This window comes from Mariniphaga sp., assembly GCF_041687215.1.
GTDB lineage: Bacteria > Bacteroidota > Bacteroidia > Bacteroidales > Prolixibacteraceae > Mariniphaga.
In genome coordinates this window covers 99,175-122,345 of the sequence record NZ_JAWLCI010000006.1, presented here as the reverse complement: position 1 = coordinate 122,345, position 23,171 = coordinate 99,175, and the positions used below count along the sequence as shown (strand labels likewise).

Here is a 23,171-nt window from a genome sequence, read left to right as displayed (position 1 = left end):
GGCTCCAGAAATGAATGTTAAAGCAATCGCTATATCTCCTCTCTGCTCAGATGCTAATACTAATCCTATAATTCCGCCAAAAAGTGAAATGAAGGAAAAAACCAATCTATTCACAGGGTCATCAACCAGAAAGCTTATTCCTGTCACTTCCCTTAAATCAACACATTGTTCACCATGATAGTAAGTAATTTTACCACTAGGATTTCGACGAAACAGCTTACCTTTTTGATAAATTCTTTTGTTGGAACAAATCACAATTGATTTACTGAAACTTTTTTGAGCGAAGAGTGAACTTAAAAAACCACTACCTAAAGTGTCGATTAAAATTTCTGAGTCGCTATGGAATATTTTATGTTTTGTAATTATACTTTTTTGGTCTTCTGTTGAGGTCTCACCAACTTCATTGGCTATTTCGACAGATGCTGTGACACTCGTTTGAGAAGCACCACAATACTTACAAAAGGTTGAATTTTCATTTAATTGAGAGCCACATTTTTTACAATACATTTCATTTGGTATTAGTTAGATAATATTTAATCCTTTTTTTCTTCATGTTTAGAGCTAACTACAAAATTTGAATTTTCCCATACATATTTTGTAATAACTTGACGACTAGGGCAACAATGAGGGTCATCTTCTAACCACTTATAATGTATAATTGACATTTCATTCTCATTGATAATCGGCGCTTGTGAGCAACTAGTTTCAAATATTTTAATTATCTGATTTTGCTGAATACGTACAACCAATACATAGCCCCATCCTGAATTTCCTCCTCCCCATGCACCATAGAAATACAAAGTATATTCATTAGAAAGGCCTGAAAAGTTTGTTTTAATTATATTCTCTAAATCAGCATAAGCAGGTAAATCTGATTCAAATTTACCATTATTGAAAACATAAGATTGCCCATCAAATTGATAAGTTTTATTAAAAAAAAAGTCTTTAACTGATTTGCTAATGTTCTTCTCGCTTTCAATTATTTGATTGGGAGTATCTTTTTTTGCATCAGTTTTATCTATTGTAGCTGTTTCTGTCTGTGAGTTGTTAATATTATTTGAATATGTCGATTTTCTTTTTTCTGAATTTGAAACAGTCAAAACGATAATTATAATCACTGTAAGAACTCCAAGAATAATTATTAATGTATGATTATTTTTAGAAGTCTGTCCTAGTTTAACATCTGCATTAGAAATTTCTCGTTGAGCCGTATTTTGATTCTGCACTGAACCGCAATGAATACAGAATTTTGAATCATCGTCTATTTGTTTATTGCATTTTATACAAATCATTAAGATTGATTTTAATTGTTATTATTTTAAAATTTACAATGAACGCCAACTATGTAGTCTGTAATCCAATACTATACAATATTTCTGCCAGGAAGAAATAGTATCATCCTTCGGTATTTTATAATTTAATCCTACCTTTATCGGTTTTTGAAAAATGAAATAAAGGATGGCAGGAATTTGCTGGTGGTTTATCTGTTCGGATTTCAACATAGGTTTTTGGTCGTTTATTGATTTTTAAAATTTTACGGGAGCTAAATTAGGCAAAGTCGCCAAAAGAACCAAAAGAAAGCACATAGAAATATGAAAGTTTTAGAAGGCTACGTAAAATCGCAGGCTGGCACGATCTAATCCAGGCTTACCGCTCCTATTTTTCCCAGACCAGAGGTATCTTATATTTCCTGAACTGAGAATCCTTTGTAACAATTGACAGATTCTCATGAATGGCCTGGGCTATTATTATTCGGTCGAATGGGTCTTGATGATGGAAATCCAATTTCGCATTCTCAAGAATTTGTTTCACGGTTATTGGCAATACCTCAAATCCCGTTTCTTCAATAATTCGGAATATTTTTTCCAAATCAGAATTCAAATCTAATCTCCCAAGCGACTGTTTTATTGCTATCTCCCAATAAGTAGCAATACTCACATAACATTTATTATCAACATCCTCGATAATTCGTTTTGTATTTGTGGGTAATTTTTTGTCTTCAGTAATAAACCAGATTACAGTATGGGTGTCAATTAATAGCTCCATTACATATATTCTTTGAATCCTTCGATGGGGTCATCAAAATTGCTTTTCATTTTTATAAGTCCCTTTGCTTTGCCCGGAACTCTTTTTTTCATTTTGCCTGGCTTCTTAAAATTCTTTTCTTTGAGAAAATCAATAAAGTCTGAGACCTCCGCTTTTAAACTCAGCGGCAAACCGGACAATTTGGTATAGAGTTGAATATCTGTCATAACCAATAATAATAATGATTTAGTCCAAAGATATTAAAAATTCAAAAAGAATGTTCATTAATATTCCGGTGCGCTGCACCTTATTTTCAAATGTCAATTTCTGTACTACAAATATTTGGGTGCTCTGCACCAATCTTTTTCCTGAATGATAGTGCTTCAATCATTCGCAGTAAAAGCGGTAGAGCCGCGATAATATTTGTAGTATTATGATTTCATGGTGAGGAAGAAAGGTGCAGCGCACCAAAATATTTAAATTATGCTGTTAACACGAAATTTGTCGAAATTCCTCCGTTAACCATTTTAAACAAATTCTCTGGCATCCTCCCGCTTTCCGTATAAAATCTCTATTTTTGTGGCTTCGTAAAACGGCAAAGCATTTTTAAACATGAAGATATCGTACAACTGGTTAAAAGATTACATCAATCTGGATGAATCGCCCGAAGAGGTGGCAAAAATTTTAACGCAAACCGGTCTGGAAGTGGCCGGCGTGGAAGAGGTGGAAACCGTAAAAGGCGGCATGGAAGGACTGGTGCTGGGTAAAGTAATTACCTGCGAAAAACACCCCAACTCCGACCACCTGAGTAAAACCACCGTTGATATTGGCGCCGGAGAGCTGCTGCACATCGTGTGCGGTGCGCCCAACGTGGCTGCCGGACAAAAGGTTGTAGTGGCTCCTGTTGGCACCACGCTCTACATGGGCGACCAGGAACTCACGCTGAAACGGGTAAAAATCCGCGGCGAAGTGTCCGAAGGCATGATTTGCGCCGAAGACGAAATCGGCATCGGCACCGACCACGAAGGCATCATTGTATTGCCAGATTCGGTGGAAATAGGTTCGTCTGCAAAAGAATATTTCAATGTCAAATCCGACTGGGTAATTGAAATCGACCTTACACCCAACCGCATCGACGGCGGTTCGCACATTGGCGTAGCCCGCGATTTGGCCGCTTTTCTGAATAAAACAAAACCCACAAAATACCAGCGCATTCCGGTTGACCATTTCAAAACGGACAACCACATCCTGGAAATTCCTGTGGAAATAAAAAACCCGGAAGCGTGCCCACGCTACTCCGGAGTTACCATTTCGGGCGTAACCGTGAAGGAGTCGCCCGGCTGGCTGAAAAACCGGCTGAAAGCCATCGGCCACACGCCCATCAACAACGTGGTGGACATTACCAACTACGTGCTTTTTGAAACCGGCCAGCCGCTACACGCATTCGATGCCGCCGAAATTACCGGCGGAAAAGTGGTGGTGCAAACGCTGCCTGCCGGAACAAAGTTCACTACGCTTGACGAAGTGGAACGCGAACTGCACGAAGACGACCTGATGATTTGCAACACCGAAACACCCATGTGCATTGGAGGTGTATTTGGCGGCATCCAATCGGGTGTGAAGGAAAATACCCAAAACGTATTCCTGGAAAGCGCCTGGTTCGACCCGGTTTTCATCCGCAAAACGGCCCGCCGCCACGGACTGAATACCGACGCCTCTTTCCGCTTCGAACGCGGTACCGACCCCAACGGCGTGATTTATGCACTAAAACGGGCGGCCTTGCTCATCAAGGAAATCGCCGGCGGAACCATCTCTTCGGAAATTGTTGATGTCTATCCGCGACCGGCAGAACACTTTAAAGTTCAGGTGAGTTACAAAAACATCACCCGGCTGGTGGGAAAAGATTTGGGAGCCGAAACCATCAAAAATATCCTTGCCTCGCTGGAAATTGAGATGGAGAACGAAACCGAAACCGGTTTGTTGCTGCGGGTGCCGCCCTACCGCGTAGATGTAACGCGCGAAGCCGATGTGATTGAGGAAATCATGCGCATTTACGGCTACAACAACGTGGAAATTCCGTCGCTGGTAAAAGCCTCGCTGCAGTATGCCCAGCAACCCGACCCCGACCAGGTGCGCAATCTGGTGGCCGAAATGCTTACGGCACAGGGATTCAACGAAATATGGTCGAACTCGCTCACCAAAGCCGGCTATTACGAAGGGCTGGAACAATACAAAGCCGAACAGACCGTGAACCTGCTGAACCCGCTCAGCGCCGACCTGAAAGGTATGCGCCAGACCTTGCTTTTCGGCGGACTGGAATGTGTGGCTTACAACGCCAACCGCCAGAACAAAGATTTGAAGCTGTACGAATTCGGCAACTGCTACTTTTTCAGGGGAACCGAACTAAAAGAAAATCCGTTAAAAAATTACCGCGAGGAAGAACACCTCGGATTGTTTATCTCCGGCGCCAAAACAGCCGAAAGCTGGACCGGCGAACAACAACCCACTTCTTTTTTCCAGTTGAAATCCGTTGCAGAAAACATCCTGAAACGAATGGGGTTCGTGCTCAGCATGTTGAAAGTTTCGGAAACTCAGAACGAACTGTTTTCCGAAGGTTTGACTTACGTGGAAAACAACAAAACGGTGCTGGAACTGGGCATTGTGGCCAAAATATTTCTGAAAAAATTCGAGGTGGAACAACCGGTCTATTATGCCGATTTCAACTGGGAAGCGGTGATGATGCGACGGGGAAAACACAAGGTGGAATTTCAGGAATTGCCCAAATTCCCTGCCGTGCGCCGCGATTTGGCCCTGCTCATCGACAAGCAGGTGAAGTTTCAGCAGATTGAGGAACTGGCCCAAAAAACCGAACGCAAAATTTTACGCGAAGTGGAACTGTTCGATGTGTATGAAGGCCAGGGCATTCCCGAAGGTAAAAAGTCGTACGCCGTAAGTTTCATTCTGCGCGACGATTTGCGCACGCTCAACGACAAACAGATTGACAAAACCATGCAAAAGCTGGTGGCAACATTCGAACGCGAGCTGGGCGCCGAATTGCGGAAGTAGTGTTTTCTTTTTAACTTTACGGAAAAGAAAAAAGATGGAACGGGAAACAATCATAGATGAGACAGTTAAAAAACTCAATCGGCTGCCGCTGGACAAACTCCGGCAGGTTGAGGACTTTGTTGATTTTGTTATCAGCCGGATTGATGACAAACTGCTTGTTGAAGGCATTCAAAAACTGACTTCTGATTCAAAAACTTTTGAATACCTGAAACATGAGGAAGATTTGTATTCGGTGAATGATTTAAAAGAAAAGTACCGGTGAGAAAAGGTGACATCATTCTGGTTCCGTTTCCTTTTACCGACCTTTCGGGAAATAAATACCGTCCGGCATTGGTTCTCATCGAATCAGATTTTGAGGTAACCGTTTGTTTCATCACAACTCAAATTAGGTGGAAAGAAATCTATGACGTTGTGGTTCCGCCAACCGGTGACAATGGGTTGAAAAAGGAATCGTTAATCCGGTTGTCCAAATTTGCCACCATAGACAAAGACCTGGTTTGGGGCCGGATTGGAACTCTTGAGGACAAACACATTCGTCAAATCAATATAAATCTGGCAGAAATTCTTCAATTGAATAAATAATCATTGGTAGCTAAAAACGAATGTCCAATCAAACAAAAGGAGTCATTTACGCGGCAGTTACCGCCTTTTTCTGGGGTTTTCTGGCTATTGCCCTGAAGGTGGCTGTGCGCGAAGTGGACCCGAAAACCATCGTTTGGTTCCGGTTTTTTGTGGCATTTACCATTTTGCTGGGCTGGCAATTATACCGAAATCCGCGGTCATTGAAAATTCTGGTAAAACCGCCGGTGCTGCTTGTTATTGCTGCACTGGCACTTTCGTGGAATTATCTGGGTTTTATGCTGGGCATTCAATATACCACGCCCAGCAATGCACAACTTTTTATCCAGTTTGGCCCCATGATGCTGGCACTCTCGGGGTTTGTCATTTTTAAGGAAAAACTTTCCAGGCTGCAGATGATTGGATTTTTTGTTGCCCTTTCCGGTTTTGCCTTTTTTTACAACGACCAGCTCCGGGCATTTTTCGAAGGAAAAGAACAATATAATCTGGGGGTATTGTTCACATTAAGCGGCGCCCTGGCTTGGACGGTTTACGCCGTGATGCAGAAAAAACTGGTAGTAAAATATTCTGCACCCATGCTCAACCTGTTTCTGTTTGGCCTCCCCACCCTCATTTACCTGCCGGTAATCAATTTGGCACCTGTTTTTCAACTGCACTGGACCTGGTGGCTGCTGCTGATTTTTCTTGGATTGAATACGCTAATCGCCTACAGTAGCCTGGCTCAGGCCCTGCGTTTTATCGAAGCCAGCAAAGTGAGTGTCATTATTTTCCTGAACCCAATCATTACCTTTATTACGATGGGAATTTTGACTTACCTGAGCGTGGACTGGATTGCACACGAACGATTTTCACCCTTTACCATTTTTGGCGCCTCGCTGGTTATTTCGGGCGCGTTTCTGGTGGTAAAAAAGTCGAAAAAACCCAGGGCTAATGCTCCAGGGGCTTCTCAGGAATAACAATCCAGGCGATGATGTATATCAGCAGTCCGGGAAAACCGGCAGATAAAATGGAAACCAGGGCATAAACCAGACGTACCACAGTTTTATCGGCATAAATGTATTCTGAAAATCCGGCTAACACACCACCCAGAATCCGGTCGCGCGAGCGGTAAAGTTTTTTAGGCTGACTTGTGGTTTCCATAACTTATTCTTCTTCGTCGCTGTCCAAAAATTCTTCGTTTTCAAACTCTTTTTCCAGAAACTCTTCGGCTTCGTTAATTAATTGGGCAATCAAATCTTCATCGCCCGGCTCACCGTCAATCCAATGGATTTGCTGGTTGTTTTCAAAGTCGTCGATGTCGGCTTCAATAATAAAACGCGGTGTTTCGGTGTGCACCACAAAAATGGTTTCGGGTGTTTCCAAAGAATTGTCGGCTAAAAGAAATCTGGGTAACATGATACTTACTTTTAAAAATTATGTTGCTAATTTATGAAATAGATTGCTATTTTTAGCCGGAATTAAAAAAAATGAACCTGAAATGAACGAATTGAACAATTTCTTATCACTAATCGATAACCAAATTGGCGGATCACAATGGTTCGTTTTTTTATTGCTTGGCACCGGCCTGTTTTTTACCATTTATCTGAAATTTCCACAGTTCCGCTATCTGCGGCATTCCATTCGTATTGTTCGCGGAAAATTCGACAAAAAAGGTGACGAGGGTGATACTTCTCATTTTCAGGCTTTAACCACTGCCCTTTCGGGAACAGTTGGTACCGGGAATATTGCAGGGGTTGCACTGGCCATTCACCTGGGCGGACCGGCTGCACTTTTCTGGATGCTGGTAACTGCGGCAGTGGGTATGACCACCAAATTCGTGGAGGTTACCTTATCGCACAAATACCGGGAAAAAGCTTCCGACGGTTCCATTGCCGGCGGCCCCATGTACTATATGCGCAGCAGATTAAACATTCACCTGAAAAATAGAAAGGTTATAAAAACCGGCGCAGTGATGGGGGCGTTGTTTGCAGTCGCAACTATTTTTTCTTCATTCGGCACCGGGAACCTTCCCCAGATAAACAGTATTTCCAATTCGCTGTACGAAACATTCGGGCTGAACCATGTGCTTACCGGGGCAGTTTTATCGGTGTTGCTGGCACTTGTAATACTTGGCGGAATCAAGCGAATTGCCAAGGTTACTTCGCGTTTGGTTCCTATTATGGCCCTGATTTACTTTACAGGCGCCATGCTGGTTATTGGCTTCAATTTCCAAAACATAATTCCGTCTATTGTGGCAATTGTTGGCGATGTATTTACCGGAACGGCTGCTGTTGGAGGATTTCTGGGCGGAAGCATTGCTTTTGCCTTTAATCGGGGCGTAAACCGCGGACTCTTTTCAAACGAAGCAGGCCAGGGTTCTGCGCCTATTGCACACGCGGCTGCACGCGCCCACGAACCGGTTTCAGAAGGTTTGGTTGCGCTGCTTGAACCATTTATCGACACCATTATAATTTGTTCGCTCACCGGTTTGGTGTTGCTTTCATCCGGCGTTTGGAACGAAAAACTGCCCAACCGTTTCCAGGAAACCGATTTGATGGTGTTGCAGAATGAATATGATGAATCCAATCCTGCCGACAAGGAAAAGTTGTTCGAATTTCTGGCCGGAGAAGCCAGTCTGACGCTCCTTACAGGAAGTCTCGAAGTTTCAGAAGGTGTCATTCAGAATCAGCCAACCATTTTGCACGCCCGCTCGGTTGCCGAAGATGTTATGGTTTGGGCCAACAACGAGCCGTTTACCGGAACCATTGCGTTTAATTCGGGAAAACTGGTCAGCCAGGCGGGAGTTTACCTCACGGGTAATTCACTTTTACACAGTGCGCCGCTTACCACAGTTGCGTTCACCCGAAGCTGGCTGGGCGATTACGGCAAGTACATTGTGGCTATCGGTTTGCTGCTGTTTGCCTTTTCTACTGCCATTAGCTGGTCGTATTACGGCGACCGCGCTGTGACTTACCTGTTTGGAATTAAAGGCATTATTTATTACCGCATTTTATATGTACTCGGGTTTTTCCTGGCTTCGTTTACCGACACTACCATCGTTTGGACCTTATCTGGCATTACCATTGCCCTGATGACTATTCCAAACCTTATCGGCATTCTTTCACTGGCCAAAGAGATGAAAAACGAAGTGCAACTTTTCTGGAAAGAGTGGTACGAACATTTTCCGGGGAAGGACACACCGAAAATCTGACACTCATTAACTTCCAGTAGAATGAAAAAATCAATCAGTATTGCTTTTCTTTTCTGGTTGTTGCCACAACTGGTTTTTAGCCAAATTGGCTACTTCAAAACCGACACAAGCATGAACGCAGGAGTAACGATAAAAGACGGAGGTCAGGTAATAAACTCCAGATACATGCAATTAATTAAAGGTGATGAGATTATTAAAATGTATCCTGATAAAATTACAGAATACGGTTTTATCAAAACATATGTCCCGTTTTTCCGAAAAATATCATGGTTAAATTCAGATCGTGTATTTGTCTCCAAAAGAATTTTTGTTGGAGATACCTCAAAAATGGTATTTCTTGAACAACTGGTACAAGGTAAAACCAATCTTTATTTTTATGCGGATGAGCATATTCAGACTTTTTTCGCTGAAAAAGAGAATACCGGCACAGTGCAAATACCCAAAGGACAAAAAGGTAGTACAGACTATTTCAGAAATAAACTGGAAACTTATACAGTCGATTGCGATGCTGTAAAGGATGCTGCCAAACTGGTCAGGTACAATAAACACTCCTTGTCCCTGTTTGTAAAAAGATACAATAACTGTGTCAGGAAGCCTTTTCCACATGTTAAATTCGGTTTTTTGGCGGGTTATGAATTTTCAAAATTTTTATCTCCTTCCAATCCTGCAATCTATTATTTAAATCTGTTAGACTATTCCCCGGAAGGTTCATTCATGTATGGTATTTTTTTAGATTTGCCATTAAGGATAACTGATTTTTCTTTACATGCTGAACTATCTCATTCCACTCATGGTTATTTGCATAATGAGCACATTGATGAAAAAGAAGTGGACCTTGTTATTAACACGAGTTCCCTGAAAATGCCTCTTCTCTTTCGCTACACATATCCGTCTGTTAAAATAAGGCCTTTTATAAACTTTGGCGGCATTGTAAATTACAATCTAAAAAACAATACAATTTATTTAGAAACGAAAATCCATGAAAGTGTGATTGAATATGATATCAACCAAAATGCTCCCCGACCTGAAAACTGGCAGACAGGTTTTGCATTCGGAGGGGGATTGGAATATGATTTAAATTACCGAAAATCGCTTTCTTTCGAAGTCCGCCATAACAGACTTTCAGGTGATGAAAGATCATTACAACTTTCGGACTGGCAGTTCATAACAGGTTTCAATTTTTAGCATGAAACGAGCATGTAAAATATTTACGCCCAAGAGAATAATTAAAATACATGCGAGTTCCATACTATACCTTAGAAAACAAACAATTTTAATAGTATGAAAAGGGCAACTTCATATATCGTTCTCTTTTTAATTCTGGTTTTTACCGGATGTGAACAGGAAGCAGAAATTCAATCCAAAGAATTTCCGGTTGTCATTTCGAAACCTGTAAAAAATACTGATCCTACCGGAGTAACACTGATTGCTGACATACTGGATAAAGGCAAAGAAACCATAACAGATTATGGTTTTAAATGGGGAAATTCCAGAGCCCAGTTTACTTATTCTGTTAAAAACGTAAAAAACACAGATGATTTTTCATTACGCGTATCATCCGATCTGAAAAATAACGAAGTTTACATTTACAGAGCCTATATTCAAACTCCTGAATTTCTGATTCTGGGAAATGATGTTGAATTTTTGAGCGAAGGATCAAAAACACCGGTTATAGAAAATTTTTCACCGACAGAGGGGTTTGATGGCACCACCGTGACTGCAACTGGTTCGTATTTTAGCCTCAATCCTTCCCGAAATAAAGTTAAAATTAACGAAAAGCAAGCCGAAATACTTTACCAGGGCAATGATACCATTGTGTTTAAAATTCCTGAATCTGAATTTATTGGGGAGGCACAAATAAAAATTATTGCCGGTGAAGATTCGGTTATAAGCCATGATAAATTTACAGTAAAAGGACCGGAAATAACCGACATTTCGTCACTTAAAGGCTACTCGGGTGAGTACATAACCATTTCAGGAAAAAATTTCACCAAAAACGGAAAAACAACAGAAATTTATTTTGAAACGGAAAAGGCATTTTTAACAACTGTAAGTGACTCTGAAATAACGGCAGTAGTTCCTTCCCAGCCCTATTTTTCACTGTTTGAAGAATATCCGGCAATTATTAAAATTGTGAATGGTCTGAAATCCGCTGAATATGATGAAGGCTACACAATTTTACCTGCTTGGGATAAAAAAACAAGCATAGCATACCCAATACAAAATGAAGAGGTTTTTACCTGGAACAACAATGCTTATGTGCTTGAACAATTCAGAGACGTCATCCATATTTACGACCCGCAAAGTGATAAGTGGAGGGAGGAAACGACTGCTTCGCATCCTGCAGGCAGATACGAAAACAGTTTGCACATTGTATTAAACGATACACTTTATCTGGTTGGAGGACATTGGGATTTCAATTTACAAAAACAACTATGGTCGTTCAATATAAAAAACAGGCAATGGCATAAAAAGCAGGATTTACCTTTTGAATTCTCCAATGCTACATACTTCAAATTCAGAGATGCTGTACATATAATTACCGGCAACGGAGAACATTGGAAATGCAATTTCCCGGAAGAAAAATATGAAAAACTGAATAATTTTCCTGAAACTTTCACAAATTCGTTCGGATATTCTTTTTTAAGTGAAAACAAGGTGTTTATGGTTACCTACGGAAAAACATTTCAATACGACGACACAAATGATACGTGGATTGAAAAAGCAGAAAATAGTTTCAGCAAAAATTACTACAGTGCTCATTCTTTTGGCTTCAACTATAAAGATAACGGATATGTTTGCGACTTGAATTATGAAGAAAAAATTTACCGGTATGATATAGATAACGACAGATGGATTCCGGTTTCATTAATACCGTTACCACTACCCCATCACCTCCTTGTTTCTGTTTTTTCCCTTGAAGACCGACTTTATTTTATCGATCTGAATGCATACAACAGTCAAATGTATTCCTATAAAACAGACTAAACTACCGGCATTAATCCTTTAAAGTAATGATATTAACTGTTTTTCCAGGAAGATTTATCAGAAAGACGTGGTATGATCACTTTTCTGGAAAAAATTCGCCTAAAATCTGATTTCCGGCAGGGTAAGCAACCCGTTCAAAATGGAGTGGTATTATTTACCAAAACAGAATTTTCCGGAGTATTTCTACGTTTGAAACCTAAATCGACTTAACTGAGAAATTCCTTTCAGGATTCTTTGCAAATTCAGGACGATACCTTTAAGAAAAACCTTCTCTGATAAATCTTCTCCCACAAAAGTTACTACAGAAATTCATTCCTAAGCCTGAAATCAAATCATAATTCATTGATTTTGTATAAAGTACAGTACTTATATACAAAGTATAAGCACACAAAAAATATTATATCAAAAACAACAAAAACCCCTTACTCCACAAATAACTCTGTATCAATTGGATAAATTCTCTATTGTTTTTTAGAAAGAATGCTTAAAAAAAACTTGTATATGAAATGTTTATACAACGATTCAATTCAAAGTACCTAAATTTAAAGAAATGTCCTTTGTCAAAATGATTAAATCAATTCAAAACATATATCAGATGAAACAATTTATTTTATTTCAAATTTTTCTGTGCTTTTCTGTTTCCCTGTTTGCGCAGGCCGAAAGGGTGGCGGTAGTGGAAAAGGAAGACGGATGGAGGCTTCAGGTGGACGGAGAGCCATTTATGGTAAATGGCATGAACTGGGATTATTTCCCCATCGGCACCAATTTTTCCTACAGTTTGTGGAATCAATCCGACGATTTCATTAAAAAAGCACTCGACGACGAAATGTCAATGCTGAAAAACATGAATGTAAACGCCATTCGTGTTTACACGGGCATTCAGCCCAAATGGATAACGTATATTTACGAAACGTATGGCATTTACACCATGCTCAATCACTCTTTCGGGCGTTACGGACTTACGCTCGATGGAGCCTGGGTGCCCAATACGGAGTATTCTGACCCCCGCACAAAAGAACTTCTTCTGAAGGAGGTAAAAGAACTGGCCGGAGAGTATCAAAACACTCCGGGACTGCTCTTATACCTGTTGGGCAACGAAAACAACTACGGACTTTTCTGGGGTGGTGCCGAAACCGAGGATATTCCTATGGAAGACAGGGAATCGACACAGCGAGCCAGGTACATGTACCAATTATTCAACGAGGCCGCAATTGAAATGAAATCCATTGACCCGAATCATCCTGTATCCATTTGTAACGGCGATTTACTGTTTCTCGATATTATTGCCGAAGAATGTGAGGATGTGGACATTTTAGGCATAAATGTTTACCGCGGAATTTCATTTACCGACCTGTTCGACAGGGTTAAAAATGAATACGGAAAACCGACATTACTTACCGAATTTGGCGCTGATGCCTTTAATGCCATTACCATGGAGGAGGCCCAGCAGGAACAGGCCATATACGATGTGGACAACTGGAAAGAAATTTACGAAAATGCGGCAGGAATCGGGAAAGCAGGCAATTCACTGGGCGGTTTTACTTTTCAGTTCAGCGATGGCTGGTGGAAATTTGGCCAAACCAGAAATCTGGATGTTCACGATGCCAATGCTTCATGGGTAAATGGCGGATATCAATATGATTACGAAGAAGGCGAAAACAATATGAATGAAGAGTGGTTTGGGATATGCGCCAAAGGTCCTACCGACTCAAAAGGATTTTACCAGTTGTTTCCGAGGGCGGCGTATTATGCATTAAAAGAAGCCCACCAATTGAATCCTTATGCGGGAGGAACCACCTTGCAAACCATTGAGCAGCACTTCAGCAACATTATGGTTATGGAGTCGGTTTTTAAAGCGAGAGGCGACAAAGCTGCCATGGAAGGTGAAAAACTGAAAAAAATCAGTCTGAGCCGGTTTAGCGCACAATACACTACATTTAATACAGGCGGTAGCTTAATTTCTACCCCGGAGGAAGCCGACCCGGGCAGCAATACATTCCCGAACAAACTTGGATTTGACCAGATGCAGTCGTTCTATTTTGGTTTTGAGGCCAATCCTGCACCCAATTTCAGGGCCAACGCAGAAATAAATGTATTGGGAAATGTGGCGCAGAATCCAATAGATCAAATCTTTTATGAAAACAGAGGCCGGCCGGTTGAAGTAACCAGCGATGACGGCAACCTGAATATTGAATCGATAAACAGGGTTCAGGTTTACCGGGCAAGTTACGAGTGGAACCATAGATATTTTACTCTCGATGGTTTTTACCGCACAGGCCATTACCACTGGGGTTACGAAGGCGACTTTTTTGGTCTTTATCCTGAAGCCAACTACGGGCCCAATATCGATATTTATAACGGTGTGGCGCCGTCAGGTTTTGAGATGGAGGGAAAGAGAATTTTCAGTGATTTTAAACTGGCTTTTGGTCCGCAACTCTGGTGGGGTGCCAATCCGGCCCTGTTACTGAAATACAGCAAAAGCCTGGCAAAATTTAACTTCACCGGAATTTTTCATGAAGACCTTGCACAACTTGGTCTAACTGAAAGTTCGTTTGCCATTCCGCAACCAAAAACCCGGCGGCTTACGTTGTATCTGAACAGGGAGTTTGGCAAGTTCGGTGTTGATTTGGGCGGAATTTGGGCCGGACAACCACTACAAGGAAGGGAGTTTCAGGTGGTTCGTGGCGAAGAAGGAAATTACACCGTATATCAGGATGAAATAAAATCGCAGGACAATTTCGGGGGAAAAATTAAATTCACATACGAAGGCGGCAGGTTTAACTGGTATGCACAATCGGCTGCCATGGGACTTGTAGCGCAGGGTGGCGCCGAACAGACCATTACTTTCACCGGATGGAAACTGAAAGACAGCGGCAGCGGCAACCAGTACAATTTTCTTACAGGGTTTACTTATTTAATTGGAGATTTGCAGATTGCGCCGAACTTTTTGTGGCAAAAGCCGCTTGAAGGCCCAATTCCTGCAGAAGTTCCTGCTCCCGGAAGACCAAGAAATATTCTCGATGATCCATTTGTGGTTCGGGGAAACAGGGAACAGGTTGCAGGAGAAATCCTATTCACTTTCGACCCTACGCCCGGTACCTGGATGTACAACTGGGACAGCGACCGGTCTGAAGATTCAGAATTTGCCTTTAACTTAGGTTTAGTTTACCGCCATCTGCCCACCACGCAGGATGCCGCTGTGGGAATTTTGCCAGATGGCCGCACCATTTTTGCTTTCCCGGGCGCAGCACCCGCACAGGATTTATGGGAGGTTCACTCTAAAATAATTTCGAAAGTGAATCACGATTTTGGTTTTATCGCCAGTTTATATGCCGGCGATGCCCAGGCCAACGGTAGTGATGATAGGCTCATCCGGCGTTACGGAATGGATTTACGCATGATTTACAAAGAGTTGAAGCTCATCTCTTTCGCCCGGATAAACGATTGGGGACCTTACGATTATCACCGGGACTACAACCTCACGTTCCCGCTCCAGTTGATGGCCGATCTTTCAACCTCACTGCGCAAACCCGACTGGTTCGACCTTCCGGATACCAATATTGGCATCCGGGCAACTTACCGTACGCTGGACAAATATTCCCCGCGCTACTCACCCACCCAAAAATTGGATGAGAGTGGAGCTTTGGTTCCCGACCCGGATGCTATCGGATTTGAAAACGGCAACGAATGGGAAATCAGAACTTATGTGCGCATAAACATTGGTAAATAAAAAAACTCACTAAGATGAATACAAATATTCTGGTCATATTAAAAAAAATTATTCCTGTTAGTATCGTGCTGATACTTTTAATGGGGTGCGAACGCGAACTTGAGAATTTACAACCAGTTACCTTTCCCGATAATCCGGAAGTCTTTATTGACGGTTTCAGTTCAGGTCTGAATTATTCAGCTTTTGGAGGTTCAGTTCCAACGGCTTTCGATGTGGACAACGATGTAACGTACAACAATTCCAAAGCTTCCATGCGGTTTGATGTTCCCAATGCAGGAGACCCGGAAGGAGCTTATGCCGGAGGTGTTTTTTCCACCGAAGTTGGCAGAGACTTATCGAGTTACAATGCCTTAACATTCTGGGCCAAAGCCTCCCAATCGGCAAACCTTGACCTGGTTGGTTTGGGGAACGACCTTGGCGCCTCAAAATACCAGGTCACCATTTCAGGCCTGAGTGTGAGTACCAGTTGGAAAAAATTCATCATTCCGCTTCCCGATCCATCCAAACTAAAATCCGAACGAGGAATGTTTTTCTATTCTGTTGGGCCGGCTGAGGAAAAAGGTTACTCTTTCTGGATTGATGAATTGAAATTCGAAAACCTGGGGACCATTGCCCATCCCCAATTTGGAATTCTCAACGGTGAAGACCAAACCGAAACTTCTTTCATTGGAGTTGCAAAAACAATTGGAGGACTGACTTCTATTTACAATATGCCTTCGGGTGTAAACCAGGAAATTAATATTTCGCCTGCCTATTTTCAATTTGAGTCATCCAACCCATCCATTGCTTCGGTTGATGAAGCCGGAAACATGTCGGTTACAGGAGGACCGGGTGAAGCCAAAATTACAGCATCAGTTGGAGGCGAAACAGTTGACGGTTCATTAACGGTACAATCGCAGGGCGAATTTCAACATGCACCCACGCCTACACATCCTGCCGAGAATGTAATTTCTATTTTCAGCAACGCCTATCCCAATGCTCCCGTGAATTATTACAACGGATACTGGCAGCCCTATCAAACTACAGGTTCAGCAGATTTTGAAGTTGCCGGCGACCATGTGCTGCATTACACTGACTTTAACTTTGTGGGCATTGAATTCAGCTCTCCCACAATTAATGCTTCTTCAATGACACATTTGCACATGGATATTTTTATTCCGAATGTGCTTACAACCAATGCACGTATAAGTTTTGAAGTGGTGGATTTTGGCGCTGACGTAAGCGGAACTGTCACGAAGACTATAACACCAGCACAATCGCAGCAATGGGTTAGTTTCGATATTTCCTTTTCAGAATTAAGCGGATTAAGCGCAAAAACAAATCTCGCCCAAATCATTTTGGTAGATGTAAATAACAATATTTCAAACTTTTATGTCGATAACATTTATTTCTACAATGAAGCTGTCGCGCCTTCCGTTCCGGCAACTGCTGCTCCGGCGCCCACACACAGCGCTGCCAATGTAATCAGTGTATTTAGCGATGCCTATTCAGATATAGCGGGAACAAACGTTAATCCTGACTGGGGACAGGCAACTGCTACATCAATAATGCAAATACAGGGAAACAACACCTTAAAAATGGCCGGACTGAACTACCAGGGAATTGAATTGGGGTCAAGCCAGGATGTTTCAGGAATGGACTTTTTACATCTGGATTTCTGGTCAGCCAATTCAACAGCAGTAAGCATTTTTCTTATTAGCCCCGGGCCGGTTGAAAAAGGCTATTCCCTTACAGTTCCAACTTCAGGCTGGACGAGTATCGACATTCCGTTATCGACTTTTTCGCCTGTGAATTTAAGCGATGTCATTCAACTCAAATTCGATGGAAACGGTGACATCTACCTGGACAACATTTACTTCAGAAAAAATTAAATCAGCATAAAAATGAATACGACAGATACAATCAAAAAAATCCGCATTCCGTTCATAATCATTGCTTTAATGGTTTTGTTTGCAGGATGCGAGCGGGACGACTTCCAGAAACTGGAAGAGCGCAACTGGCAGGAAACCTGGAGTGATGAGTTTGACGGCCCTGCCGGGCAATTGCCCGATGCAACAAAATGGACTTTCGACATTGGCACCGGTGACGGTGGCTGGGGCAACGCTGAATTGCAAAGTTACACCAACAGTCCCGAAAATGTTTCGCTCGATGGCGACGGAAACCTCGTTATAACAGCTATTCAGAGCGGCAACCGGTTTACTTCGGCACGCATTAAAACCCAGGGATTGTTTGCGCAGAAGTACGGCCGCTTCGAAGCCCGTTTAAAAACACCGTACGGTCCCGGTTTGTGGCCTGCATTCTGGATGCTGGGCGAAAACATCGAAACGGTACCATGGCCGCAATGTGGTGAAATCGACATCATGGAACTGAGGGGCCAGGAGCCTCACATTATTCACGGAACCATTCATGGACCAGGGTATTCAGGCGGCAACCCCATTACAAAAAGCTATGGTCTTGCCAACAGCAGGTTTGACACCGATTTTCGCGTTTTTGCTGTGGAATGGGATGAGGATAAAATCGACTTTTTTGTGGATGATTACCTGTACCAGCGCATCCAGCGCGAAGATGTGCCCGGCGAATGGGTGTACAACCAGCCCTTTTTCATTTTGCTGAATGTGGCGGTTGGTGGCAATTACGTTGGATTTCCTACAACCGACACGCCGTTCCCGCAAAAAATGATTATCGATTATGTAAAAGTTTATCAGGAAGTGAAATAAACGAAATGGTTCATTAAAATCATTTTTGAATCAATGAGCAAAATATATCTGAAAAAAATAGTGGAATGAAAAAAGTGGAAATGCAGGTAGTTGAATACGAGAATGAAAGCTACTTTAAAATAACAAATTGCGATGTCCTGCGCCCCTTCTTTATGAGCATCGTCAGCGATTCGAATCACTGGATGTTTATTTCGAGCAATGGCGGAATTTCGGCCGGACGCAAAAACCCTGAGTATGCTTTGTTCCCCTATTACACCGACGATAAAATTACCGAGTCGGCCGACATTACAGGAAGTAAAACAATTTTCCGTGTACGCGAGGGAAATCAGGTTCATGTTTGGGAACCTTTCTCTGAACGGTTTACCGGGAAATACAACATCAGCCGGAACCTCTGCAAAAGCATTTACGGCAACAAAATCATTTTCGAAGAAATCAACCATGATTTGGGGCTGGAATTCAGCTATCAGTGGAATTCATCGAAGATTTTTGGTTTCGTCAAAAAAGTTTCGTTGAAAAATACTTCCGGCAACGATTACCAAATTACCCTGCTGGACGGAATTCAGAACATTATGCCTTTTGGTGTGCCCAGCGACTTGCAGCGTTCTACCAGCAACCTGGTAGATGCCTACAAACGAAGTGAACTGGAGCCGGAATCCGGATTGGGAATTTATGCCCTCAGCGCTATAATTGTTGACAAAGCAGAACCCAGCGAAGCGCTGAAAGCAAACATCGCATGGTCATTGGGATTGGAAAAACCAAAACACCTGCTTTCCTCACTGCAACTGGATAAATTCAGAAGGAACGGAGAATTGGCAAATGAAAAGGATATTAAAGGAGAAAAGGGAGCTTATTTTATTTCTGAAGAAATCCGGTTACCTGCCCAAGGTGAAAAGGGCTGGAAAATCTTAGCCAATGTCAATCAGAATCATGCGCAAATCGTTGAACTGTTTCAAAAAATAAAAAACAAAGCTGAACTTGACAGGCAAATTCAGGAAGATATCGACTCTGGAACAGAAAAGCTGGTTGAACTGGTGGCGAGTGCAGACGGTCAGCAATTTACGGCTGATAAACTAATCGACTCCCGCCATTTTTCCAACGTGCTGTTCAATATTATGCGCGGTGGAATTTTTGACGACAACTACCAAATTAAAAAGGAAGATTTTATCCGATACCTGGTTAATGCCAATAAAAATGTGGTGGAAAGAAACCAGAATTTTATTGCGAAACTTCCCGAAATTTTCAGTCTTTTTGCATTGAAGGAGCTTCTGCAAAACAGCAGCGACACTGATTTAACCCGGCTTTCGGTAGAGTACCTGCCTCTGAAATTCAGCCGCCGGCACGGCGACCCCAGCCGGCCCTGGAACTATTTCACCATCAACATTCAAAACGAAAACGATGGCTCAGAAATACTGGATTATGAAGGAAACTGGCGGGATATTTTCCAAAACTGGGAGGCTTTGGCCCATTCATTCCCTGAGTTTATTGATGGAATGATTTTCAAGTTTCTAAATGCCTCAACGTTCGACGGGTACAATCCGTATCGGGTGACCAAAGACGGATTCGACTGGGAAACCATCGAGCCCGACAATCCCTGGTCGTACATCGGTTACTGGGGCGACCATCAGATTATTTATTTGCAGAAGTTTTTTGAAATCATCGAAAAATATTACCCCGGTAAATTACAATCGTTTTTTAACAAGGATTGGTTTGTTTACGCTGCGGTTCCGTATAAAATTAAACCTTACGAACAACTCCTGAAAAACCCGAAAGATACTATTGAATTTGACCTCAACTGGGATGGTTCCATCAGAAAGCAGCGTGAATCAATTGGGGCCGACGGCGCATTGCTAACTTCCGGCAAACAGGAAATTTACCATGTGAATTTCGTTGAAAAAGTGCTGGCCACCCTGCTGGCAAAACTGTCGAATTTTATTCCCGAAGCCGGAATCTGGATGAACACACAGCGGCCGGAATGGAACGACGCCAACAATGCGCTGGTAGGAAACGGGGTGTCGATGGTTACGCTTTACTATCTGCACCGTTTTCTGAAGTTTTTTCAAAATACCCTAAAAAGTTGCGAAATGGAACACGCAACAATTTCTGCCGAATTGAATGTTTTTTACCAATCTGTTCAAAATACGCTTGCAGAATCCAGTTCTTTACTGACTGGAAAAATAAGCAATACGGAACGAAAAAATATTCTGGACCGGCTTGGAAATGCTGCATCGGACTATCGCCAGCACATTTACCAAAATGGATTTGAAGGTACAAAAGAAGAAATTACAATAACAGAGTTGAAATTTTTTACCGGCGTTTGCCTCGATTTTATTGAACATTCCATCCGCGCCAATCAGCGACCGGATAAACTGTACCATGCCTATAACCTGATGTCGGCCACTGATACCGAAGTTTCTGTTTCGTATCTCTCAGAAATGCTCGAAGGACAGGTGGCGGTTTTGAGTTCGGGTTACTTAAATTCAGAGCAGGCGCTTGAGGTTTTGGATGCACTTAAAAGCAGCGCCCTTTTCCGCGAAGACCAGTATAGCTATATTTTATATCCCAATAAAAAACTCCCCGGCTTTTTGGAAAAGAACAATATTCCGGCTGACAGCCTGCAAAAATCAGCATTGCTTCAAAAACTGGTTTCCGATGGGAATAAAGCAATTGTTAACCAGGACATTCAGGGTGGATTGCATTTCAACGGGAATTTCAAAAATGCCCGCGATTTGGAAGATGCGCTAAGCAGGATATCGAAAAGTGAATATAAAGAATTGGTTGAAAAAGACCGGAATTTGGTTCTCGATATCTTTGAGAAAGTATTTAACCACAAGGCTTTTACGGGCAGGTCGGGCACATTTTATTCCTACGAAGGACTGGGCTCCATTTACTGGCACATGGTATCTAAACTGCATCTGGCGGTGCAGGAAGTTTGCCTGAAAGCCATGGAAGAGGGCGCCGATGAAAAAGTGACCGGAAGGCTGCTTGACCACTACTACGAAATTGAAGCAGGAATCGGAGTACACAAATCGCCTGAGTTGTATGGCGCATTCCCCACCGACCCGTATTCGCACACACCACAGCACCGGGGCGCCCAGCAACCCGGAATGACCGGTCAGGTGAAGGAAGATATCCTGGTGAGGTTTGGCGAGTTGGGGGTATTTGTAAAAGATGGAAAACTGCGTTTCAATCCACTACTGCTTAGAAAAGAGGAGTTTCTGAATGAAGCACAAACGTTTGAATACCAAACATACAGCGGCGAAATCAGAAAAATCATACTCTCATCCGGTCAGTTGGCATTTACAATCTGTCAGACACCGGTGGTTTACTCGCTCTCCGAAATCGAAAATATAACCGTTCATTTTGCTGATGAAAGCAAGGTAGAAATTGCAGGTAAAACGCTGAGTCAGGAAATCAGCACCCTACTATTCAAAAGAACCGGTGAAATAGAAAAAGTTGAAATTTCAATAAACAAATAACGATGAACAAAAACACAGCAAAATTATCTGTTAAGGAAAAAATAGGCTATGGTCTGGGCGACACGGCTTCGCACTTTGTGTGGGACATGGTGGGCTTCTGGATTCTGATTTTTTACACCGACACTTTTGGAATATCTGCTGCAGCAGCAGGAACCATCATGCTGATTGCCCGTTTCTGGGACATGTTCAGCGACCCGCTGATGGGCATTATTGCCGACCGCACCAATACCCGCTGGGGAAAATTTCGTCCCTATCTGCTCTGGATGGCGCTCCCCTACAGCGTGCTGGCTGTGCTGACTTTTTCAACACCCGATTTTGGAAACACGGGAAAAGTAATTTATGCCGGGGTTACCTATTTATTGCTGATGACGGTTTTCACGGCCATCAACCTTCCCTATTCTTCGCTGGGCGCTGTAATGACGTCCGACTCCTACGAAAGGGCCGGATTAAATTCTTACCGTTTCATTTTCGCTTTTATCGGGCAGTTTATTGTTACCGGAACCGCGCTTTACCTGGCCAATTATTTTGGCAAAGGCGACAATGCCAAAGGGTATCAATATACGCTGATGCTGTTTGCGGCCATCAGTTTTGTGCTGTTCATGATTACGTTTAAATCCACCAGGGAAAGGATACAACCCCCGTCAAAACAGCAAAAAAATCTGAAACAGGATATTAAAAACCTGTTCAAAAACCGACCCTGGGTTATCCTGTTTTTCGTTGGCATTGTTTCTTTTATCATGTTTGCCTTGCAAAACCTTTCCATTGCCTATTACTTCAAATATTACATCGGGAAGGAAGAAAGCGTACAACTGTTTAATGTTATTGGAACGGTAGCTTTAATTGTGGGTATCCCTTTTTCGAAACCACTGGCAGAACGTTTTGGAAAACGGAATGTTTATATGGCGAGTTCACTGCTTTCGGGATTGTTTTTCATCCTTTTATATCTTCCCGGAAATGAAAACATCTATTCCGTTTACATCCTGAATATACTGGCCAAATTTACTTACGCCCCTGCTGTTCCATTGCTTTGGACCATGCTTGCGGATACGGCAGATTATTCTGAATGGAAATTCAACCGGCGTGCCACCGGACTGGTGTTTTCGGCAGCCACATTCGCACAAAAAGCCGGATGGGGAATTGGCGGCGCACTGGCAGGCTGGATGCTGGCCCTGTTTCAGTTTGTGCCCAATGCCGAACAAACAGCCACCTCCATAAACGGCATAAAACTGATGATTTCAGTGTTTCCCGGAGTGCTGTACATGTCGTGCGCTATTCTGCTCTTCTACTATGCCATCGACCACAAAACCTGCCTTGTGATGCAGAAAGAACTGGAACAGAGAAGAGAAGAACAAGAATAAAATCGATTAATAATGCAAGCGATGCAAGTTGAAAAATCAAAC

General features: G+C 42.5%; 18 protein-coding genes. 12 read left to right on the top strand and 6 right to left on the bottom strand.

Features of this window, described 5'->3' with window-relative positions:
- From ACESMA_RS04515 to ACESMA_RS04500, 4 genes are all read right to left on the bottom strand, one after another.
- On the bottom strand, window positions 1-507 hold a 507-nt coding region (locus tag ACESMA_RS04515; protein WP_372947580.1), incomplete at its 3' end, for a zinc ribbon domain-containing protein.
- A 26-nt stretch (window positions 508-533) separates the two neighbouring features.
- A complete protein-coding gene (locus tag ACESMA_RS04510) occupies window positions 534-1,292 on the bottom strand; it encodes a zinc-ribbon domain-containing protein (RefSeq protein WP_372947579.1) in 759 nt (252 codons plus the stop codon).
- A gap of 364 nt (window positions 1,293-1,656) precedes the next feature.
- Entirely contained in the window at window positions 1,657-2,046 is a 390-nt protein-coding gene (locus ACESMA_RS04505) for a type II toxin-antitoxin system VapC family toxin (RefSeq protein ID WP_372947578.1), read from the bottom strand.
- Entirely contained in the window at window positions 2,046-2,252 is a 207-nt protein-coding gene (locus ACESMA_RS04500) for a DUF2281 domain-containing protein (RefSeq protein ID WP_372947577.1), read from the bottom strand. Before ACESMA_RS04500 ends, ACESMA_RS04505 begins: the two co-directional genes overlap by 1 nt.
- A gap of 385 nt (window positions 2,253-2,637) precedes the next feature.
- Between ACESMA_RS04500 and pheT the strand changes: the two genes are divergently transcribed.
- The 4 genes from pheT to ACESMA_RS04480 are packed head-to-tail and all read left to right on the top strand — an operon-like array spanning window position 2,638 to window position 6,626.
- The gene (gene pheT, locus ACESMA_RS04495) at window positions 2,638-5,091 is read left to right on the top strand and encodes a phenylalanine--tRNA ligase subunit beta (protein ID WP_372947576.1); all 2,454 of its coding nucleotides are present in this window, start codon (window positions 2,638-2,640) and stop codon (window positions 5,089-5,091) included.
- A gap of 34 nt (window positions 5,092-5,125) precedes the next feature.
- Window positions 5,126-5,353 carry a hypothetical protein gene (locus tag ACESMA_RS04490; protein ID WP_372947575.1) on the top strand — a complete coding sequence of 76 codons (228 nt, stop codon included), beginning with the start codon at window positions 5,126-5,128 and terminating at the stop codon, window positions 5,351-5,353.
- A complete protein-coding gene (locus ACESMA_RS04485) occupies window positions 5,350-5,673 on the top strand; it encodes a type II toxin-antitoxin system PemK/MazF family toxin (RefSeq protein ID WP_372947574.1) in 324 nt (107 codons plus the stop codon). The genes ACESMA_RS04490 and ACESMA_RS04485 overlap by 4 nt, the downstream gene beginning before the upstream one ends.
- Before the next feature lie 20 nt (window positions 5,674-5,693).
- Window positions 5,694-6,626: a DMT family transporter gene (locus ACESMA_RS04480; protein WP_372947573.1), complete on the top strand. Its 933-nt coding sequence runs from the start codon at window positions 5,694-5,696 to the stop codon at window positions 6,624-6,626.
- On the opposite strand, the gene ACESMA_RS04475 is transcribed toward ACESMA_RS04480, so the two are convergent.
- Entirely contained in the window at window positions 6,598-6,810 is a 213-nt protein-coding gene (locus ACESMA_RS04475) for a PspC domain-containing protein (RefSeq protein ID WP_372947572.1), read from the bottom strand. The genes ACESMA_RS04480 and ACESMA_RS04475 overlap by 29 nt on opposite strands.
- A 3-nt stretch (window positions 6,811-6,813) precedes the next feature.
- Entirely contained in the window at window positions 6,814-7,065 is a 252-nt protein-coding gene (locus tag ACESMA_RS04470; RefSeq protein WP_372947571.1) for a hypothetical protein, read from the bottom strand.
- 82 nt (window positions 7,066-7,147) lie between these two features.
- Between ACESMA_RS04470 and ACESMA_RS04465 the strand changes: the two genes are divergently transcribed.
- The 8 genes from ACESMA_RS04465 to ACESMA_RS04430 all read left to right on the top strand — a co-directional run bounded on the left by ACESMA_RS04465 (window position 7,148) and on the right by ACESMA_RS04430 (window position 23,129).
- Complete coding sequence (locus ACESMA_RS04465) at window positions 7,148-8,860, top strand: alanine/glycine:cation symporter family protein (protein WP_372947570.1); 1,713 nt, start codon at window positions 7,148-7,150, stop codon at window positions 8,858-8,860.
- A gap of 21 nt (window positions 8,861-8,881) precedes the next feature.
- Complete coding sequence (locus ACESMA_RS04460) at window positions 8,882-10,045, top strand: outer membrane beta-barrel protein (RefSeq protein WP_372947569.1); 1,164 nt, start codon at window positions 8,882-8,884, stop codon at window positions 10,043-10,045.
- A 96-nt stretch (window positions 10,046-10,141) separates the two neighbouring features.
- A complete protein-coding gene (locus ACESMA_RS04455; RefSeq protein ID WP_372947568.1) occupies window positions 10,142-11,848 on the top strand; it encodes an IPT/TIG domain-containing protein in 1,707 nt (568 codons plus the stop codon).
- A 595-nt stretch (window positions 11,849-12,443) separates the two neighbouring features.
- Window positions 12,444-15,578: a glycoside hydrolase family 2 TIM barrel-domain containing protein gene (locus ACESMA_RS04450; RefSeq protein WP_372947567.1), complete on the top strand. Its 3,135-nt coding sequence runs from the start codon at window positions 12,444-12,446 to the stop codon at window positions 15,576-15,578.
- 14 nt (window positions 15,579-15,592) lie between these two features.
- On the top strand, window positions 15,593-17,449 hold the full coding sequence (locus ACESMA_RS04445) for a hypothetical protein (RefSeq protein WP_372947565.1): 1,857 nt from the start codon (window positions 15,593-15,595) through the stop codon (window positions 17,447-17,449).
- A gap of 12 nt (window positions 17,450-17,461) precedes the next feature.
- Window positions 17,462-18,295 (top strand): family 16 glycosylhydrolase, encoded by an 834-nt coding sequence (locus ACESMA_RS04440; RefSeq protein ID WP_372947564.1) that lies wholly within the window; start codon window positions 17,462-17,464, stop codon window positions 18,293-18,295.
- A 65-nt stretch (window positions 18,296-18,360) separates the two neighbouring features.
- Entirely contained in the window at window positions 18,361-21,771 is a 3,411-nt protein-coding gene (locus ACESMA_RS04435; protein WP_372947563.1) for a hypothetical protein, read from the top strand.
- 2 nt (window positions 21,772-21,773) lie between these two features.
- Window positions 21,774-23,129: an MFS transporter gene (locus ACESMA_RS04430; RefSeq protein WP_372947562.1), complete on the top strand. Its 1,356-nt coding sequence runs from the start codon at window positions 21,774-21,776 to the stop codon at window positions 23,127-23,129.
- The last annotated feature ends 42 nt before the right edge of the window (window positions 23,130-23,171 follow it).

What these genes read in the sequence shown, in the direction of transcription:
- ACESMA_RS04510 (WP_372947579.1), bottom strand. Translation starts at nt 1,292, where the DNA reads ATGATTTGTATAAAATGCAATAAACAAATAGACGATGATTCAAAATTC.
- ACESMA_RS04505 (WP_372947578.1), bottom strand. Translation starts at nt 2,046, where the DNA reads ATGGAGCTATTAATTGACACCCATACTGTAATCTGGTTTATTACTGAA.
- ACESMA_RS04500 (WP_372947577.1), bottom strand. Translation starts at nt 2,252, where the DNA reads ATGACAGATATTCAACTCTATACCAAATTGTCCGGTTTGCCGCTGAGT.
- pheT (WP_372947576.1), top strand. Translation starts at nt 2,638, where the DNA reads ATGAAGATATCGTACAACTGGTTAAAAGATTACATCAATCTGGATGAA.
- ACESMA_RS04490 (WP_372947575.1), top strand. Translation starts at nt 5,126, where the DNA reads ATGGAACGGGAAACAATCATAGATGAGACAGTTAAAAAACTCAATCGG.
- ACESMA_RS04480 (WP_372947573.1), top strand. Translation starts at nt 5,694, where the DNA reads ATGTCCAATCAAACAAAAGGAGTCATTTACGCGGCAGTTACCGCCTTT.
- ACESMA_RS04475 (WP_372947572.1), bottom strand. Translation starts at nt 6,810, where the DNA reads ATGGAAACCACAAGTCAGCCTAAAAAACTTTACCGCTCGCGCGACCGG.
- ACESMA_RS04470 (WP_372947571.1), bottom strand. Translation starts at nt 7,065, where the DNA reads ATGTTACCCAGATTTCTTTTAGCCGACAATTCTTTGGAAACACCCGAA.
- ACESMA_RS04465 (WP_372947570.1), top strand. Translation starts at nt 7,148, where the DNA reads ATGAACGAATTGAACAATTTCTTATCACTAATCGATAACCAAATTGGC.
- ACESMA_RS04460 (WP_372947569.1), top strand. Translation starts at nt 8,882, where the DNA reads ATGAAAAAATCAATCAGTATTGCTTTTCTTTTCTGGTTGTTGCCACAA.
- ACESMA_RS04455 (WP_372947568.1), top strand. Translation starts at nt 10,142, where the DNA reads ATGAAAAGGGCAACTTCATATATCGTTCTCTTTTTAATTCTGGTTTTT.
- ACESMA_RS04450 (WP_372947567.1), top strand. Translation starts at nt 12,444, where the DNA reads ATGAAACAATTTATTTTATTTCAAATTTTTCTGTGCTTTTCTGTTTCC.
- ACESMA_RS04445 (WP_372947565.1), top strand. Translation starts at nt 15,593, where the DNA reads ATGAATACAAATATTCTGGTCATATTAAAAAAAATTATTCCTGTTAGT.
- ACESMA_RS04440 (WP_372947564.1), top strand. Translation starts at nt 17,462, where the DNA reads ATGAATACGACAGATACAATCAAAAAAATCCGCATTCCGTTCATAATC.
- ACESMA_RS04435 (WP_372947563.1), top strand. Translation starts at nt 18,361, where the DNA reads ATGAAAAAAGTGGAAATGCAGGTAGTTGAATACGAGAATGAAAGCTAC.
- ACESMA_RS04430 (WP_372947562.1), top strand. Translation starts at nt 21,774, where the DNA reads ATGAACAAAAACACAGCAAAATTATCTGTTAAGGAAAAAATAGGCTAT.